General features: G+C 34.6%; 17 protein-coding genes. 1 reads left to right on the top strand and 16 read right to left on the bottom strand.

The window, feature by feature from the left end; translation table 11 throughout:
- Window positions 1–19: 19 nt before the first annotated feature.
- The 4 genes from rpsI to CVS93_RS01030 all read right to left on the bottom strand — a co-directional run bounded on the left by rpsI (window position 20) and on the right by CVS93_RS01030 (window position 6,082).
- Complete coding sequence (gene rpsI / locus CVS93_RS01045; RefSeq protein WP_021084780.1) at window positions 20–409, bottom strand: 30S ribosomal protein S9; 390 nt, start codon at window positions 407–409, stop codon at window positions 20–22.
- Between the two features lie 2 nt (window positions 410–411).
- Window positions 412–840 carry a 50S ribosomal protein L13 gene (rplM, locus tag CVS93_RS01040; protein ID WP_002939292.1) on the bottom strand — a complete coding sequence of 143 codons (429 nt, stop codon included), beginning with the start codon at window positions 838–840 and terminating at the stop codon, window positions 412–414.
- Between the two features lie 80 nt (window positions 841–920).
- Window positions 921–3,740, bottom strand: a complete 2,820-nt coding sequence (locus tag CVS93_RS01035; RefSeq protein ID WP_107686225.1) for a RecB-like helicase — start codon at window positions 3,738–3,740, stop codon at window positions 921–923.
- On the bottom strand, window positions 3,737–6,082 hold the full coding sequence (locus tag CVS93_RS01030; RefSeq protein ID WP_107686224.1) for a PD-(D/E)XK nuclease family protein: 2,346 nt from the start codon (window positions 6,080–6,082) through the stop codon (window positions 3,737–3,739). Before CVS93_RS01030 ends, CVS93_RS01035 begins: the two co-directional genes overlap by 4 nt.
- A 152-nt stretch (window positions 6,083–6,234) precedes the next feature.
- Between CVS93_RS01030 and CVS93_RS01025 the strand changes: the two genes are divergently transcribed.
- On the top strand, window positions 6,235–6,822 hold the full coding sequence (locus CVS93_RS01025; RefSeq protein ID WP_107686223.1) for a flavin reductase: 588 nt from the start codon (window positions 6,235–6,237) through the stop codon (window positions 6,820–6,822).
- A gap of 122 nt (window positions 6,823–6,944) precedes the next feature.
- Here CVS93_RS01025 and CVS93_RS01020 read toward each other — a convergent pair whose 3' ends face one another.
- The 12 genes from CVS93_RS01020 to CVS93_RS00965 all read right to left on the bottom strand — a co-directional run bounded on the left by CVS93_RS01020 (window position 6,945) and on the right by CVS93_RS00965 (window position 15,201).
- Window positions 6,945–7,415, bottom strand: coding sequence for a FixH family protein (locus CVS93_RS01020; protein ID WP_103629024.1), 471 nt, complete (start codon window positions 7,413–7,415; stop codon window positions 6,945–6,947).
- Window positions 7,408–7,977: a hypothetical protein gene (locus tag CVS93_RS01015; RefSeq protein ID WP_107686222.1), complete on the bottom strand. Its 570-nt coding sequence runs from the start codon at window positions 7,975–7,977 to the stop codon at window positions 7,408–7,410. Before CVS93_RS01015 ends, CVS93_RS01020 begins: the two co-directional genes overlap by 8 nt.
- A 106-nt stretch (window positions 7,978–8,083) precedes the next feature.
- Window positions 8,084–8,296: a DUF4006 family protein gene (locus tag CVS93_RS01010; protein ID WP_021090794.1), complete on the bottom strand. Its 213-nt coding sequence runs from the start codon at window positions 8,294–8,296 to the stop codon at window positions 8,084–8,086.
- Window positions 8,296–9,159, bottom strand: a complete 864-nt coding sequence (locus tag CVS93_RS01005) for a cbb3-type cytochrome c oxidase N-terminal domain-containing protein (protein ID WP_107686221.1) — start codon at window positions 9,157–9,159, stop codon at window positions 8,296–8,298. The genes CVS93_RS01010 and CVS93_RS01005 overlap by 1 nt, the downstream gene beginning before the upstream one ends.
- Window positions 9,147–9,356 carry a cytochrome c oxidase, cbb3-type, CcoQ subunit gene (locus CVS93_RS01000; protein ID WP_021090915.1) on the bottom strand — a complete coding sequence of 70 codons (210 nt, stop codon included), beginning with the start codon at window positions 9,354–9,356 and terminating at the stop codon, window positions 9,147–9,149. Before CVS93_RS01000 ends, CVS93_RS01005 begins: the two co-directional genes overlap by 13 nt.
- A 9-nt stretch (window positions 9,357–9,365) precedes the next feature.
- Window positions 9,366–10,031, bottom strand: a complete 666-nt coding sequence (gene ccoO, locus CVS93_RS00995) for a cytochrome-c oxidase, cbb3-type subunit II (RefSeq protein WP_084041629.1) — start codon at window positions 10,029–10,031, stop codon at window positions 9,366–9,368.
- Window positions 10,031–11,518 (bottom strand): cytochrome-c oxidase, cbb3-type subunit I, encoded by a 1,488-nt coding sequence (gene ccoN / locus CVS93_RS00990; protein WP_035167282.1) that lies wholly within the window; start codon window positions 11,516–11,518, stop codon window positions 10,031–10,033. Before ccoN ends, ccoO begins: the two co-directional genes overlap by 1 nt.
- Window positions 11,519–11,610: 92 nt before the next feature.
- Window positions 11,611–12,294 carry a response regulator transcription factor gene (locus CVS93_RS00985; protein WP_021090989.1) on the bottom strand — a complete coding sequence of 228 codons (684 nt, stop codon included), beginning with the start codon at window positions 12,292–12,294 and terminating at the stop codon, window positions 11,611–11,613.
- Between the two features lie 80 nt (window positions 12,295–12,374).
- On the bottom strand, window positions 12,375–13,040 hold the full coding sequence (locus CVS93_RS00980) for a sulfite exporter TauE/SafE family protein (RefSeq protein ID WP_234400061.1): 666 nt from the start codon (window positions 13,038–13,040) through the stop codon (window positions 12,375–12,377).
- Between the two features lies 1 nt (window position 13,041).
- Window positions 13,042–14,160: a glutamine-hydrolyzing carbamoyl-phosphate synthase small subunit gene (carA, locus tag CVS93_RS00975; RefSeq protein ID WP_107686220.1), complete on the bottom strand. Its 1,119-nt coding sequence runs from the start codon at window positions 14,158–14,160 to the stop codon at window positions 13,042–13,044.
- Complete coding sequence (locus CVS93_RS00970; RefSeq protein ID WP_087578297.1) at window positions 14,160–14,711, bottom strand: DUF507 family protein; 552 nt, start codon at window positions 14,709–14,711, stop codon at window positions 14,160–14,162. Before CVS93_RS00970 ends, carA begins: the two co-directional genes overlap by 1 nt.
- A gap of 49 nt (window positions 14,712–14,760) precedes the next feature.
- Window positions 14,761–15,201, bottom strand: coding sequence for an isoleucyl-tRNA synthetase (locus tag CVS93_RS00965; protein WP_085657831.1), 441 nt, complete (start codon window positions 15,199–15,201; stop codon window positions 14,761–14,763).
- Window positions 15,202–15,289 lie beyond the last annotated feature (88 nt).

The following is a 15,289-nucleotide window of genomic DNA, read 5'->3' as shown; positions in this document are numbered from 1 at the left end:
AAGCAATTGCAAAAATTCATTAACGTTTAGAGAATTGTGGGCTTCTTCTAGCCTTTCTTCTACCAAATTTCTTACGTTCAACAACACGAGAATCTCTAGTTAGCAAGCCTTTTGGTTTAAGCGCTGCTCTAAAATCAGCATCCATGTCAGCTAAAGCACGTGAAATACCGTGTCTCAAAGCCTCTGCTTGTGCTGAATAACCACCACCTAAAGTTGTAGCTACTACATCTATTAAACTCTCTTGTTTAGTAACTAGAAGTGGCTGAATTACTTTAAGCTTTATAGCTTCATGTCCACCAAGCCAAGTATTAAGATCCATACCATTTACTACGATTTTACCGCTTCCAGCTTTTATCCAAACCTTTGCTACGGCAGTTTTTCTTTTACCAGTTGCATAAACTTTTGCCATAATTATTTTCCTTCTTTTTTAGCTATTTGTGCCGTATGAGGATGCTCACTGCCAGCATAAACTTTTAGTTTTTTTATCATCTCTCTTCCAAGTTTAGTTTTTGGAAGCATTCCACGAACAGCTAATTTAAATAGTTTTTCTGGCTTATTTGCTATCAAATCGCCAAATTTTTCACTCTTTACGCTACCAAAATATCCTGAGTGTCTGTGATAAAGTTTGTCTTCAGCCTTGTTATTACCAGTAAATTCTACTTTTGAAGCATTTATGATGATAACATAGTCGCCACAATCTACGTTTGGCGTGAAGCATGGTTTGTTTTTGCCACGAAGTATAGTTGCTACCTCAGTTAGCAATCTACCAAAACGTTTACCAGCTGCATCAACAACGATCCAGTCTCGTTTAACTTCATTTGGCTTTGTTATTTTTGTCATTTTCTTACCTTTGCCAAGTTAATTTTTGAGTTGTGATTGTATTTAAACAATGCTTTTATAAAGCTTAAATTAAGTAGCATTTAAACTTCAATATATGAAATTTTTCCATCAAGAGCGTAGAAGATGACGGCGATTATACTATGCTTTGGATAAAATTTACTTAATGCCTCTTTGTATTCTCCAACTTGTTTTTTATTTTCCTCGATATTTTTATCGGTCGTTTTATAGTCAATCACACAAATTTTGCTCTCTCCAATACAAAATAAGTCCATCTGTTTTAGTTCGTTTTTTACTTTAAATGGCTGCTCTTTGTAAATTTCTTTATCTTTTATACACTTTAGAAATTTTGGCTCATTTATTAGCATTTTTGCCCGTTTAAAGGCAACTTCAAGCCTATCAAGTGAGAGAAATTTATAAAATTTATTTAGCATTAAACTTTTAGCTTTTAAAAGCGAATTTTCATCAAATTTCTCACTCATCTCAAGTAAATAGTGAAACGCTAAACCAAAATAGATTGCCTCTAAATTTTTACCGCTCGTTTTTTGTTCTCTTGCTTCTACGTCTTGCCTTTCTATCTTTAAAATTTCAGGCATTTTTTCATCTTTTTTTGCCTCTTTTTGCTCGCTCTTGCTAGGTAAAATTTTGCCAAAGCTAAACTCTTTTAGATCAAGATAGTCGTTTACTTCGCTTTTATCACTTCTAGTATAAAAAGAAAAAAAGCTAGGACTATTCCCACTTGGAGCGGCTTGTTTAATGACAATAAGCGACTTTGTAGCTCTAGTGAAAGCAACGTAAATTTTATTGATATTTTCTTGCTTCTCAAGCTCTTTTATTTGCTCTAACACACCAGCATACTCAGGGTCAAAATTTTCTCTGCCAGAAATTCGGCTTTTTACTATCCACTCGCCTTTTTCGTTATATTCTGCTATAAAGTTTGAGTCATCGCCCCTACCCTTACTCATCATATCACAAACTATCACGTGAGAAAACTCTAGCCCTTTTGACTTATGAACAGTCATTATTTTTACGCCGTCAGCATTTTTAGGACTGATTTTAGAACTAAAATTTTCAAGATTAAAGATAAAATCACCTAAATTTTTATAGCCACTGCTTAGCTCAAAAAGCCTTAAAATATCAACATCAGCCATATTTATATATAAATTTTTAGCTAGATAAAATAGGCTTTTTGTCGCACTATCTTCAGCTTTTATTTTTAGCCTTTTAGGATTTGTATTTATGAGTGCTTTTACATTTTTTTCATAAATTTCTTCACCAAAAAGACAAAATTTTGCATACTCGATGATCGCTGCAACAAACGGCGTTCGCTTTAGCTCCAAGGTACCTTCATTTACGCTTTTTATCCCCTCACTGCTAAGCACCTCTGAGATGAGGCTGATGTCACTATTTTTCCAGCAAAGCACAGTTATCTCACTTGCATTTACGCCAGCAGCGATCAGCTCTTTTACTTGCGAAACTGCTGCACCCGCGATATCTTCGTCGCTTAGCACACGTAAGTAGCCGTAGTCATCTTCCTCGGCTTCAAAATAAGGACACTCGCCACTTACTTTGTAGTTTAGCTCCTTATCTTTTTTAGCTGGTTTTTGCGGCTCAAAGCTAAGCCCATATCTATGATAAATTTCTTCAAAAATAGCGTTATTAAATTTCACTAAAGCCTTTAAGCTGCGATAGTTACTTGGTAAATTTTCTATATCTATCTGACTAAAATCATCTCCAAGCTTATCGAAAAGCTCTTTTTTACCACCCCTAAATTTATAGATACTCTGCTTCGTATCTCCAACATAAAAGAAGCTTCCAAGTCCGTTTTGTCCGTATCCTGAAACGATCTCAGTGATAAGTGGCAAGATGATCTCATATTGGATCACATTTGTATCTTGAAACTCATCTATCAAAAGGTGATTTATGCGGCCATCAAGCCTAAAATAAAGCACATCTTTATCAAAATTTTCAACCAAAAGCTTAAAGACCAGCTTATTTATATCAGCAAAGCTTAAAGCATTTATCTCTTTATTTAGCTCTAAATTTGAGTGTTTATAAACATTTAAGAGCTTACTAAAACCGCTAAGTCTATATCTTTCAACCTCCAAAATATACTCTTTTGCCGCCTCTTTTAGCTCGTTAAAGAGCCTATCAAGCTCACTTGTATAAATTTTACTAAAAGTGCGGTAATCTAGGCTCTCTCTTTCAAAGACCTTGTTTTTAAAAAGCTCAAACAAATTTTGCTCACTAAATGTCTTTTTGGCCGTATCGCTAGCACCATTTTGCAAGGCTATATGCTCATTTATCTCCTTTTGCGCTGCTCTTACCTTGCTATCATCTGGATAGCTTGCACCACTATCTTTTAGCTCACCACCAAAGCTCTCATAAAATTTAGCCAAAGTCTGCGAAAAGCTCGCCTCTTTTTGGCTTGAGATTATCATCATGAGTGCAAGCTCACTAAGAAGCTTTTGATCTTTACTTGCCTCTTTTACAAATTTTTTCCACGCCAGATCTTGCAGACTATCTTGCACGCTGTAATCAGGACTAAGTCCTAAATTTTGACTAAATTTTTTTAGGATTCCAGAGAAAAATGCATCAAATGTATAAATTTTTAACTCACTTTGCAAAAACCTATCAAGCTTCTCATCGCGTCTTTTTATGACCTCATCTTGGCTCAAACTAAGCTCTTTGCAAAGCTTATCAAGCTCGTCTTTTTTGTTTTGCAAGTCCAAAAAAGTTGTGATTATGCGCTCTTTCATCTCATTGGCCGCTTTTTTGGTGAAGGTTAGAGCGATGATCTCGTTTATATTTTCGCCTCTAAGCACCAAAGCGATATAACGAACGCTTAAAGCGAATGTTTTCCCGCTTCCAGCACTTGCTTTTAGGGCTAAAAAATCTTTCATAACTCTCTCCTACAAAGTATGGCATACTCGCAAAATTTACAAGCTCCGCTCTTTCTTTCAAAATTTATCTTAGTGTTATTTATACTCTTTAGATTTTCTATCTCATCCTTTAGATCATCCACGCTTTTTTTAGAGCTGATAAGCACAGGTTCATTCTTTAGAGAAAAGTAAGTACTTTTTACCTCGCTACCATAAAGTGCTTCATAAAATGCAAGCTGAAGTGAGTTCGCATTTGCCTCACCAGTTTTATAATCAAGTATAAAAGGCTCACCATCAGGGCTAACATCGATCCTATCGATAATGCCTTTTATCTTTACATCACAAAAATCACTCTCTATGTCTTTTTCACACTCAAGCACTCTAAAGCCAGCACTTAAACGTTCATTTTCAAACTCTGCGTATTCTTTAAATTTCTGCGACCAAATCTCAAGCTCAAGCGAAGAAAAATCTTGCTTTGCAAGTATTTCTTTAAAAATAGCCAAATCAAATATATTTTTTTGTCTATAAAAATCACTCGTGTAGTATTCATAAAGCGCCTTGTGCACGCTATTTCCCTGCTTAGATCCTGGCTCAGTTGCTATTGCTTTTGCTCCTTTTATACCAGCTATCTTTGCGTAATAATACTTTCTTGGGCAAGTTAGAAATAAATTTAGTGTCGAAAATGATAGCGGTTTAGTGAAAAAATCATGCTCCAAAATGATCTCATCATCGCTTAAATTTAGGCTTGTACTTCCTTTTAAAAATAATTTTAAATACGCCTCGTCACTAAATTTCTCATCTTTTATTGTTTTAAAATTTTTTAGAAATCTTGAAGGAATACTCTCTTCGTTTAAAACACAGCTTATGGCGACCTTTTTGGCATTGTTTATAAGACTTTCATAGTAAAATCTCTGCAAATTTTCACGCTCAAGGTAGCTTATAAGTCCTGCTTTTTGCCTCACTTTCGAGTTTAAAAACATCTCATTTGTGCTTCTTGCTGGGATGAAGTTATCATTAAAATCAACTATGATCACACCATCAAATTTCATTCCACGGCTCTCTAGCATGCCCATGACACTGATCTTTCCGCCACTCACATCATCGATACTAAGACGCGAGATATTTAGCAAAAAAATTTCACTTAACTGCTTTAAGCTAAAGTTAAAATACCTACATAAATTCTCAATCCTAAAAAGCTCAAGTGCGAGCTTCTCTTCGCATCTTGGCTCATTTTCAAGCATTAAAAACTCATCTATTAACTCTTTAAATTTAGCAAAGTCACAAAGTTCAAAGTAGCTTGATTTAAATTTATTAAAAAGCTCTTCATTTACACCAAGCGTGCTCAAGATAAAGCCAAGCTCCTCGTAGCTCTCACACTTATTTTGATCAAAAATCGGCCTTACCTCTTCATTGATCGCTCTTGTAATATAAAAAAGCGCCTCATAAAATTTTGTATTTTTAAAGCTCTCACCCATAGCGTAGTTAAAAATTTTATTGCTATCATGTAGCCTTAAAATTTCACTAAAACTCTCATCTGGTAATATAACAGCGATGTTTTCAGGCTTTATTCCATCACGCACAAACTCGCTCGCCTTTGCCATAGCGTAGGTACATTGCAGGCTTCTAGTGGCAAATCGCTTTTCTAAGACTGGCTCAAATTTTTTGATATTTTCTAAGCAAATTAGCTCATTTGTCTTTAAATTTAGCTCATATTTTTTGTAATTTTCAATCTCGCTAATAGCTGAAATTTGCTTTATTTTATTAATTAGCTTTGCATTGAAAACACTGGTTTGAAAGATAATTTTTAGCGTAGTTAGCTTTGAGATTTTCTCTAAAATTTCCCACTCAAACTCGCTTAAAATTCCATCTATGTGCAGTGAAATTTCACTAAAGCTTTTGATGTAAGCTTCATTTACGTTATAAATTTTTGGCAAGGTTATATCATCGTAGAGATTTTCTCTATCAAGCAAGATCTCATACTCTTTTAAAACATCTTCAAGTATGTTTAAATGCTCCTCAAAATTAGCGTAAATATCGTTAAATTTGATCTCAGAGATACTCTTTTTACTAATAGCTAGCTCTTTAAAAAATGAAAAAAGATAGTCATTATTTTTCAAAAACTCAAAAAACTCAGTTGGAATTTTAAGAACCGAGTTTGCCTTTTTGACACTGGCACAGGCTCTATTCATAAGCACTAAAGCATAGGTGCTATCAATCTCAAATCTACCATCTACATAAACTATCTTTTTATAAAACTCAGCAATACTTAGGCTTTTTGGGATTAACTCATCATTAAAACTTGCATTAAATTCACGAATCTTACGCGAGTTCGTAAAGACAAAAAGTTGGTTTAGGTTATGCATTTTTCTCTCTTAAATTTTTAAGCAATGATAGCTAATTGCTTATAAAAGAGCGCTTTTTACGCTTAGGTAAAGCTTTAAATTTTTATCTAAATACATTAAAATTTTAAGCCTTAAAGAGCCAAAAGCTACAATCACAAAAAAAAGGAGCAAAAATGCATAAAGAGTTAAACAGACAAGGTTTTTACTACGGCTTTCCGGTTTTGCTGGCTACCACAAAAGATAAAAACGCAAACGATGATATCACGGTGCTTTCATCTTCTTGGACGTTAGGAAATACAGTGGTGCTTGGCATAGGCATTGAAAATCAAGGCTTTAAAAATATCAAAAATGGTTCAGATATCACGCTAAATTTATGTGATGAAAGCCTGCTAGAAGCTGTGCAAAAAATGGAAAAACTAACTGGTGATAGCGAAGTACCAGAAGAAAAAAAGAATCTTGGCTACACCTACGAGCACGACAAATTTAAGGCAGCAAATCTCAGCAAAGAGCCTGGCATAAATGCAAAAACCATCAGGATAAAAGAGTGTAAGATACAGATAGAAACGGTTGTAGAAAAGATAGAGTTAAAAGAGTGGTTTAGCATCGTTACTTGTAAGATTACAGGTATTTTTGTAGATGAAAATTTGCTAAAAGATGAAAAGATAGATACGCAAAAATGGCATCCACTAATCTATAAATTTAAAGAATATGTCGGCACTTGCGAGCGTTTGGGATTAAATTTTGGATTTAAAGAGATTTGATTTATAGTTTTATTTGATAAAAACTTAGTACTTTGGTTTTAAATTTAGCCAAAAGATTAGTTTATTAAAATTTAAGCCCAGCTTTGAGATCTTTCTTAGATACCAAAGCTGCGATTTTAAGATCATTTTGTGACATTAAGGTCAAATTTATAATACCTTGTATCATTAGTGTCACTTAGCCTTAAAAGTAGCTGCCATCTACCTTCTCTTAGACTTGTTTCTTCGCTTACTAGATCATTTTCTTGCCATGAAGCTCTTAAAATTTTATTTTCTTTATTTGTCTGTGGGCGAGTGAGTAAAATTTCATATTTTAAAGCCGAGATTTCTCCTTTTTGGGGAGTTAGATGAAATTTAAACTTAGCGTTTAAGGCGTTAAAATTTGGCTCAAATTTTAGATCAAATTTCTCATCAAAGCGTTTTTCACTCTCTTTGATAAAGGTTATGTTTTCATCAACATTTTGGTAGCTTTGCATATAAGAGCTATCCATCTCTACTGGATGTTTTAGTGCTATGATAATAGTTACTGCGCAAGCGATAATGATAGCAATGAAGCTAAGCACAATAGCATAAGGCCAAAAGGTTTTTTTATCCATTTTTTACCTTTTTATAAAAGACAACAATTATAAAAAATGCAACCAAGCCATAGATGAAAAATCTTAAAAAATTTAATGTAGTTTTGTTTGAATTTCCAACACTACTTTCAAGCTGTAAATTTAAGCTAGATGCGATTTGCTCGGCAATATCAGCGTAGCCATTTAATATAGCAGCATTATAGACGTCTTTGCCATTTTTAGAAACCAAAATAGGAATTATCGTTCCTGATTCTGGATTTACACTTAAAATTTGTTCTTTATTAAAAAGCTTTGAAGTATTAGAATCGGCAAAAATTTCTACTTTCTTTTTATCCTTTATAAGTAGCAAAAAAGCATAAGGCGAGCTAAGGTTTTGCTCTTTAAAAAGAGCTTCTAGCTCACCATTTTTATATACACCAACTACTAAATTTATACCGCTTTTTGTGTAAAGCTCGCTACCGATCTCATTTAGCTTTAAACTTACTTTTTGGCTTAAAATTTCATCATTATTTATCACAAAATTTGCTCCCAAAGCCAAACTTTGTGAGAGCAAAAATATAAAAATGAGTATAAATTTTCTCACACCTAGCCTACAAAAAGGTGGTTTGATGTAAGCACTGACCATGCACAAATAGCTCCTGCAACAACTATAAGCAAGATTATGGCTTTTTCTATTATGCCTAGCATCACTACTCCTTTATAATGACGTGTTTAGCGTTATCAACGCTCTTCATCTCAATGCTACTTGCATCTTTTAATGAGTAAGGCTTGGTTGCTACATCTTTTTGCAAGCCAATACCAATATAAGTAAGTACGCCAAGGATAGATAACAAAAGCAAAACTGCCACCAAATAACCACTAATGCCATTTAAAGCAAAGATGTTTCTATTTTTATTTTCCATTATTCGCCCTTTGATAGCGATATGACATATTCGCCGACTGCTTTTTGTTGTATCTCGTTTAGCCTGCCATCATTAAATTTAGGCATAACACCAATGTTGCCGTTTTTACCACGATTTAGTACATCTACTATAAACTCACTTGAGCCATATTTACTAAGGTCAGCCGACATACCATCCATGCCTTTGCCATCATCTCCGTGACAAGCTGCACAAGCTGCGTAAAGCTCTTTTCCCATAGCTACTAAATTTTCATTTTTTGTACTTTTTATAGCACTTATCTCTTTTGCAACATAAGCTGCGATAGCCTTTGCTCCATCAGCATCAGCTAGCCCAGCTGGCATCTCACCCATAGGATAATCAAGCCCCTTTGAGCCATTTAGTATCGTATCAATTATTCCTTGTTCGCTACCCCAAATTTGTAAATTTGCAGCTTTACCACCAATGCCATCGCCTGTGATGCCATGACATGCTGAGCATTGCACCAAAAATACGCTCTCTCCCATAGCATGAAGCGTTTCTTTGCTTGGGTTTGCATACTCTTTTTCAAATTTAGCGTTTGCCTCTTTTACCTCTTTATTATATTCACCGATTTGTGAGTAAGAATTTAGTGGATAACCAAGTAAATAATACCAAATCGCCCAAACAAGCGTTAGTAAAAAAACTACCGCCCAACCAAATGGAACTGGATTTTTATACTCGCCTATTCCGTCCCAGTTATGCTTGCTAAGCTCTACACTTTCATCTTTTTTAACTTTCATTTGACCAACATACTTACCAGCTACAACGACAGTTAGTACGATAATTAATATGGCACCTATTAACGCAAGTAAATTTATATTATCTTCTAAATTTAGCCATTGCATACGCTCTCCTTTGTAGCCTTTTGCTCTAAAATTTTACTACCGATCTCATCATCTAGGGCTAATCTTGAATACTTCTCATAATTTCTTCTACCTTGCTTTTCGCTTTTGTAAAGATGAAAAAAATAAGCGTACAAAGTGATAGCTAAAAATGCTGTCAAAATAAAATAGCCATAAGCTTGAAGTTCTCTAATATCCATTACTAACTCCTATTTTAGGCTATTTAGATAGGCGATAAGTGCCACGATCTGGCGAATCTCACCCTTTGCAAAGGCACTTTTTACTTGCTCATCTTTCATACTTTCAACGATACTTGCAGCCTGCTCTTTCACGTTAGCATTTGCTTGCTCAAAAGTGCCAAGAGCTGGCATATCTTTCTCATCATAAGGTGTGTTAAAAACCTTTTTAACAGTTAGTGCTTCAGCGTAAGCAGTCTCTATATCAGCATTTTTCTTAAACAAAAATGGATATGCTGGCATGATCGAACCTGGCACAACAGAGGCTGGGTTTAGCATGTGATTTTCATGCCAATCTGTTGTTCTATAATTACCCACACGCATAAGATCTGGACCAGTTCTTTTTGAACCCCAAAGATGAGGACGATCATAAGCAAATTCGCCGCTTAAAGAGTACATGCCGTATCTATCAGTCTCTGCTTTAAACGGACGTATCATCTGTGAGTGACAAGTATTGCAACCATTTTGTATATATATATTTTTTCCAGCAAGCTCTAAAACTGTATAAGGCTTTGTGCCCTCAAGTGGCCTAGCTCTATTTGCAAAGTCAGGTAAGATTTCTACCACGCCAGCATAAGCTATGACGATAAAGACGCAAACTGCAAAAAAGAATGGATTTTTTTCTAACCAAGCAAACATCACATCACCTCCGCATTGGCTTTAGCACCGCCCATAGGCGTTGCACTTTTTGGCTCTGCCAAAATAGCTTTAGCAGAAGTTGATTTGTAGATATTGTAAGCAAACATCAAAAAGCCAATCAAATACAAAAGCCCACCAATAGCTCTAATGTAATAATAAGGTATAAGCACTACAACAGTATCAATAAATGAGTAGAGTAAATTTCCATAGCTATCAGTCGCTCTCCACATCATACCTTGCGTAATACCAGCAATCCACATCGAAGCAAAGTATAAAACAATACCTGTTGTTTGTATCCAAAATTGAGCTTCCATTAAGGATTTTGAATAAATTTCACGCTTAAAGACACGTGGTGTCATATGATAAAGTGCTGCCATAGTCATAAAACCAACCCAGCCAAGTGCGCCATCATGTACGTGTCCTGGCACCCAGTCAGTATAGTGAGCTAGTGCATTTACAGATTTGATAGCCAAGATAGGGCCTTCAAGAGTTGAAAACATATAAAAAGTTGAAGCTAGAATCATAAATTTAATAAGCGGGCTCTCACGAAGTTGCGTCCATTCGCCTTTCATTGTAAGAAGCATATTAATAGCTGAACCCCAAGAAGGTAAAATCAAAACAATAGAAAAAACCGAACCCATAGTCTGCATCCAATCAGGCACAGCAGTATATATTAAGTGGTGACCGCCAGCCCAAAGATAGATAAACATAAGACCCCAGAATGAAAATAACGAAAGCTTATAAGAAAAAATAGGCTGTCCACTCTCTTTTGGTAAGAAGTAATAAATTTGGGCAATGATCGCTACTGTAAATACAAATGCAACTGCGTTGTGACCGTACCACCACTGAACCAAAGCATCATTTGAGCCAGCATACATCGAAACTGAGTGTAGCCATGAGCCATATCCACTAACTAGTCTTGTTGGAATTTCCATGTTATTAAATAGATAAAGCATAGCAACGCCAAGAAATGTAGCAATGTAATACCAAACCGAGATGTAAAGTGTTTTCTCACGGCGAATACCAATAAGTCCAAATATACTTACGCCCCAAAGCACCCAGACTACTACTACTGCAATATCTAGTGGCCACTCAAGCTCGGCATACTCCTTAGATGTACTCTCGCCCATAAAAAGCGTCACAACAGCTAGAATCATAACAAGTATATAAAGCCAGAAATGAAGCTTACCAATGAACATCAAAAACGGAGATTCGCTCATTGATACCTTTAAAACACGCTGTCCTATGTAATACCAAGTGGCAAATATACCAGAGAGCATAAAACCAAAAATGATACCGTTAGTATGAAGAGGACGCAATCTACCAAATGCCGAATACTCACCAGCTATATAGTTTAGATCAGGACAGGCAAGCTGAAAAGCTACCAAAACACCAATAGCCATGCCAACAATACCAAAAAATATCGTGGAGAACATAAAGAGTTTTGCCACACTATAATCATAATGTAGCAACTGGGATGGTCGCATAAATTTTCCTCCTAGTTAAATTTATATTAATTTTCGGTTATTTTAGAGTAGAAAAACTATAAAAAGACTTAATTAATATAAATTCTCTTTTACTAGGAGAGTCTTCTATCTATTTTGTAACCAAGTCCGGGAACATTTTTTATAAAATTACTACCGACTTTATCTCTGACACGTTTAACAAAGGTCCTAATAGCAGCCTCTGTCACGCTCTCGCCAACCCAAACAACATTTTTTATTTCATCGTGAAGTACAAGCGTACCAAGTCTTTTTATGAGTAAAGATATAAAAGCAAGTTCTTTTTTCGTAAGAGAAATTTCAACACCATCTCTGATAAGCACACGTTTTATTTTATTAAAACTATATCCATTTGTAACCTGAATAATATTTGCTGTTTCTATCTTATTTTTAGCGACATTTTCTAAAGTAACCAAAAAATCATCAAGATCAATCGGCTTTAAAACGTATTTATCAATACCAACATCTATCGCTTTTAGAAGTGTTTCTTTTTCACTATTTGTGCTAAAAACTATAATAGGTGTATCTTTTGAAATTTCTTTAATGCTTTTAGCCATATCAAGACCATTCATTATAGGCATAAAAACGTCTGTTATAACCATATTTGGATTATATTTTTTAAATTTCTTAAGTCCTTCATCGCCATTTTGAGCAGTGATAACTTTTTCGAATTTATCTCGCATAACTTCTTGTACTATTTTTTTACCATCTCCCTCATTCTCAACGATAAGAACAGTTAGATTATTAAGAATCTTGCTCATTTATTCTTCCTTTTTGGTTATATTTATCAAACATCATAAATTTTGACGTAATTAACAATTATTTCTCTCGCTTTGCCATCTTAGGCATTTGCTCTATATCCTAAAAATGATAGATAAATTCCATTTATTATCATTATGCTAGCCGAAATCTTAAACATTATATCTTTAAATTTTTCATTTAAAATCCCAAATACAAAGCTAGCTAAAAGCATGGCTGGCAATGTACAAAGACCAAATACAAGCATTATAAAAGCCGAATCAATAAAATTTGCACTTAAAATCCCAAGTGCCAAAAAATAATAAACCACACCACAAGGCAAAAAGCCATTTAGAAAACCAAGTAATAAAAAATTTGCTAAATTTTTCTTTTGAATCCTTGTTTTTGCAATTCTTACTACAAAATTAAGCGCCTTTTGATTCTCTACAAATTTTAAAAGCTCACCCCTAAAAAGCAAGGCAATACCGATAAACGCGATCATTAAGCCAATTATGAAAAATATCACACCTCTTACTTGCATGCTAAAGCTAATAACAGCTCCAAAGGCGCCAAACAAAGCTCCTAAAACTACATAAGCAAAAATTCTAGCTAAACTATAAAGTGTGCTTAGCATTAAAATTTCTCTCTTGCTTTTGCCTTTAAAAAATAGAGTCTGTAAGCTCAAAAATCCGCTACACATACCTACACAATGACTAAAGCTACTTAAAAATGCAACTGAGATAATCATGTAAAGGTTTATATTTTGCATCTTATAAAATTTCTAAAAACTGCTTAAATATATATTTGCTCTCGCTTGGGCCACCACTTGCTTCTGGGTGGTGCTGGACCGAAAAGATCGGATAGTCTTTGTATCTCACGCCTTCGATTGTGTTGTCAAATAAATTTCTATGAGTCACAACGGCTACTTCTGCGATACTCTCAGGTACGTTGTAGTTGTGATTTTGTGTTGTTATCTCGATCGCTTTTGTCTCTAAATTTAGCACTGGATGATTTGCTCCATGCTGGCCAAATTTAAGCTTATATGTCTCGTATCCAAAGGCGTTTGAGAGTAACTGATGTCCAAGACAAATACCAAATATTGGTATCCTAGCCTCAATCATCTTTTTGATCTCGCCTATTTCGGCCTTTAAATTTTTTGGCTCACCAGGACCATTTGATAAAAATACCCCATTTATCTCGCCATTTTTAAATTTTTCTATCAAAATTTTAGCCTTAGTGTCGTGTGGCACGACGATGACTTCAAGACCAGTTTCACATAGCTCGTTTAAGATATTTCTCTTTACGCCAAAGTCAAAAACAGCTATTTTTTTGCCAATACTTTTTAGCGGCTTATATGACTTTAAATTTCTATCCCATGCGCCTTTTTTGTGCTCATATTCATCCATCGCACTAACTGTTTTTACGTAGTTTATATTTTCTATACGCCCGCTACTTTCAAGCCTGCGTTTTAGCTCATCTTTATCACTTATCTGCGTTGAGATATAAGCCATCAAGGCACCTTCATCGCGTAGCATCTTTGTGAGGTATCTAGTATCAACGTCATAAACGCCAAATTTACCTTGCTCTTCGAAAAATTTTCCCAAAGATTTTTGCGAGCGGTAGTTTGATGGAATTTCATTGTAGCTTCTCATTATAACGCCACTTGCATGAATTCTAAGACTCTCCATATCATCTTCATTTATACCTACTATGCCTATTTCTGGCATCGTAAAGACGATAAACTGACCAGCATAGCTTGGATCGCTCATGATCTCTTCGTAGCCAGTCATCGAGGTATTAAAAACGAGCTCACCTGCACACTCGCCGTGAGCACCAAAAGCTTTTGCTTCTAAAAAAACACCATTTTCAATATAAATGTAAGCTTTCATTAAAGCATGCCTCTTTTTTTAAGCTCATCTTGATACAAACGCTCAAAGACAAGATCATATTCATCAGTTCCTGGGATTAGCTTATGTTTATAATTTTGTATCATTTCATAAACATCATCTTCTATTTTCTCATAGCTTTTTAAGTACTCGTCTATTGAGTTATAAATCACATTTTTTACGCGATTTTCAGATACATTATAGTCAACAAGACCGCTCTTCCAAATAGTTTCAAGCACTTTGTGAGCGATATTACTAAATCTATCTTCGTGGGTTAAAATTACATCAAATTCACCTGCGAGCTTCTTTTTAACGAGCCAAAACATATTTTTGCGGTCAATTTGCATAGTTTGCATCTCGTCTTCATTTTTCTCCAAAAGCTCATTTACTCGCTCATCTAAAGCTCTTTCTTTTTGAATATCGACTGTTAAAATTTCACTTGTTTTTGCTACGATTGGCTCAATGCCTTTATTTAGTCTTACGAAACCACAATTTAGAAGATCTATTGCTATTTTATGTGAAATATACGGAACGTGTGGGAGTTTTAAACGCATTTTAAACCTTTAAATTTTTATGCCATTTTAACTAAATAAAGGTAAAACTTTACTTTGAAATTTTAACGACTTTATTATTATCGCTTCTTAAAAAATAAATTTCTCTTCGTCCATCATAAAGTATCTTTCCATCAGTCTTTTGCTCATTTTCTAAATTTGATGAGATATCTAAAGATAGCGATTTGCTCATAAAATAATTCTCTCCTAAAGTGCGTCCAAAGTCAGGATACCAACTAAAAGCACAAACTATCAGCAAAACTAAATAAAAGGCTCTAAAAATTTTTCTAAAAGGCGCGTAAAAAAAGCAATACCCAAATATAAAAAATACGGGCAAAAGCCATAAGAAAGGCACGTTATCAACAAAAATAACATTAAAATACTCGCTTATGCCATAGTAAGAAAAGTAGTTGTTGTAAATTCCAACAAATAGCGTAAAAATAGGAGCAAGGACAAATATAATACCCGTAAAAAAAGCATTTAAAATTTTCATAATCTCTCCTTTTGAGTGAGATTATATTAAACATAAGCTTTAATATTACTAGATTGATGAAAGCTAGACTAAAATTCAAAGCAAAATG

Source organism: Campylobacter concisus (assembly GCF_003048535.1).
Taxonomy (GTDB): Bacteria; Campylobacterota; Campylobacteria; order Campylobacterales; family Campylobacteraceae; genus Campylobacter_A; species Campylobacter_A concisus_S.
This window is presented reverse-complemented; position numbering and strand designations above follow the sequence as displayed.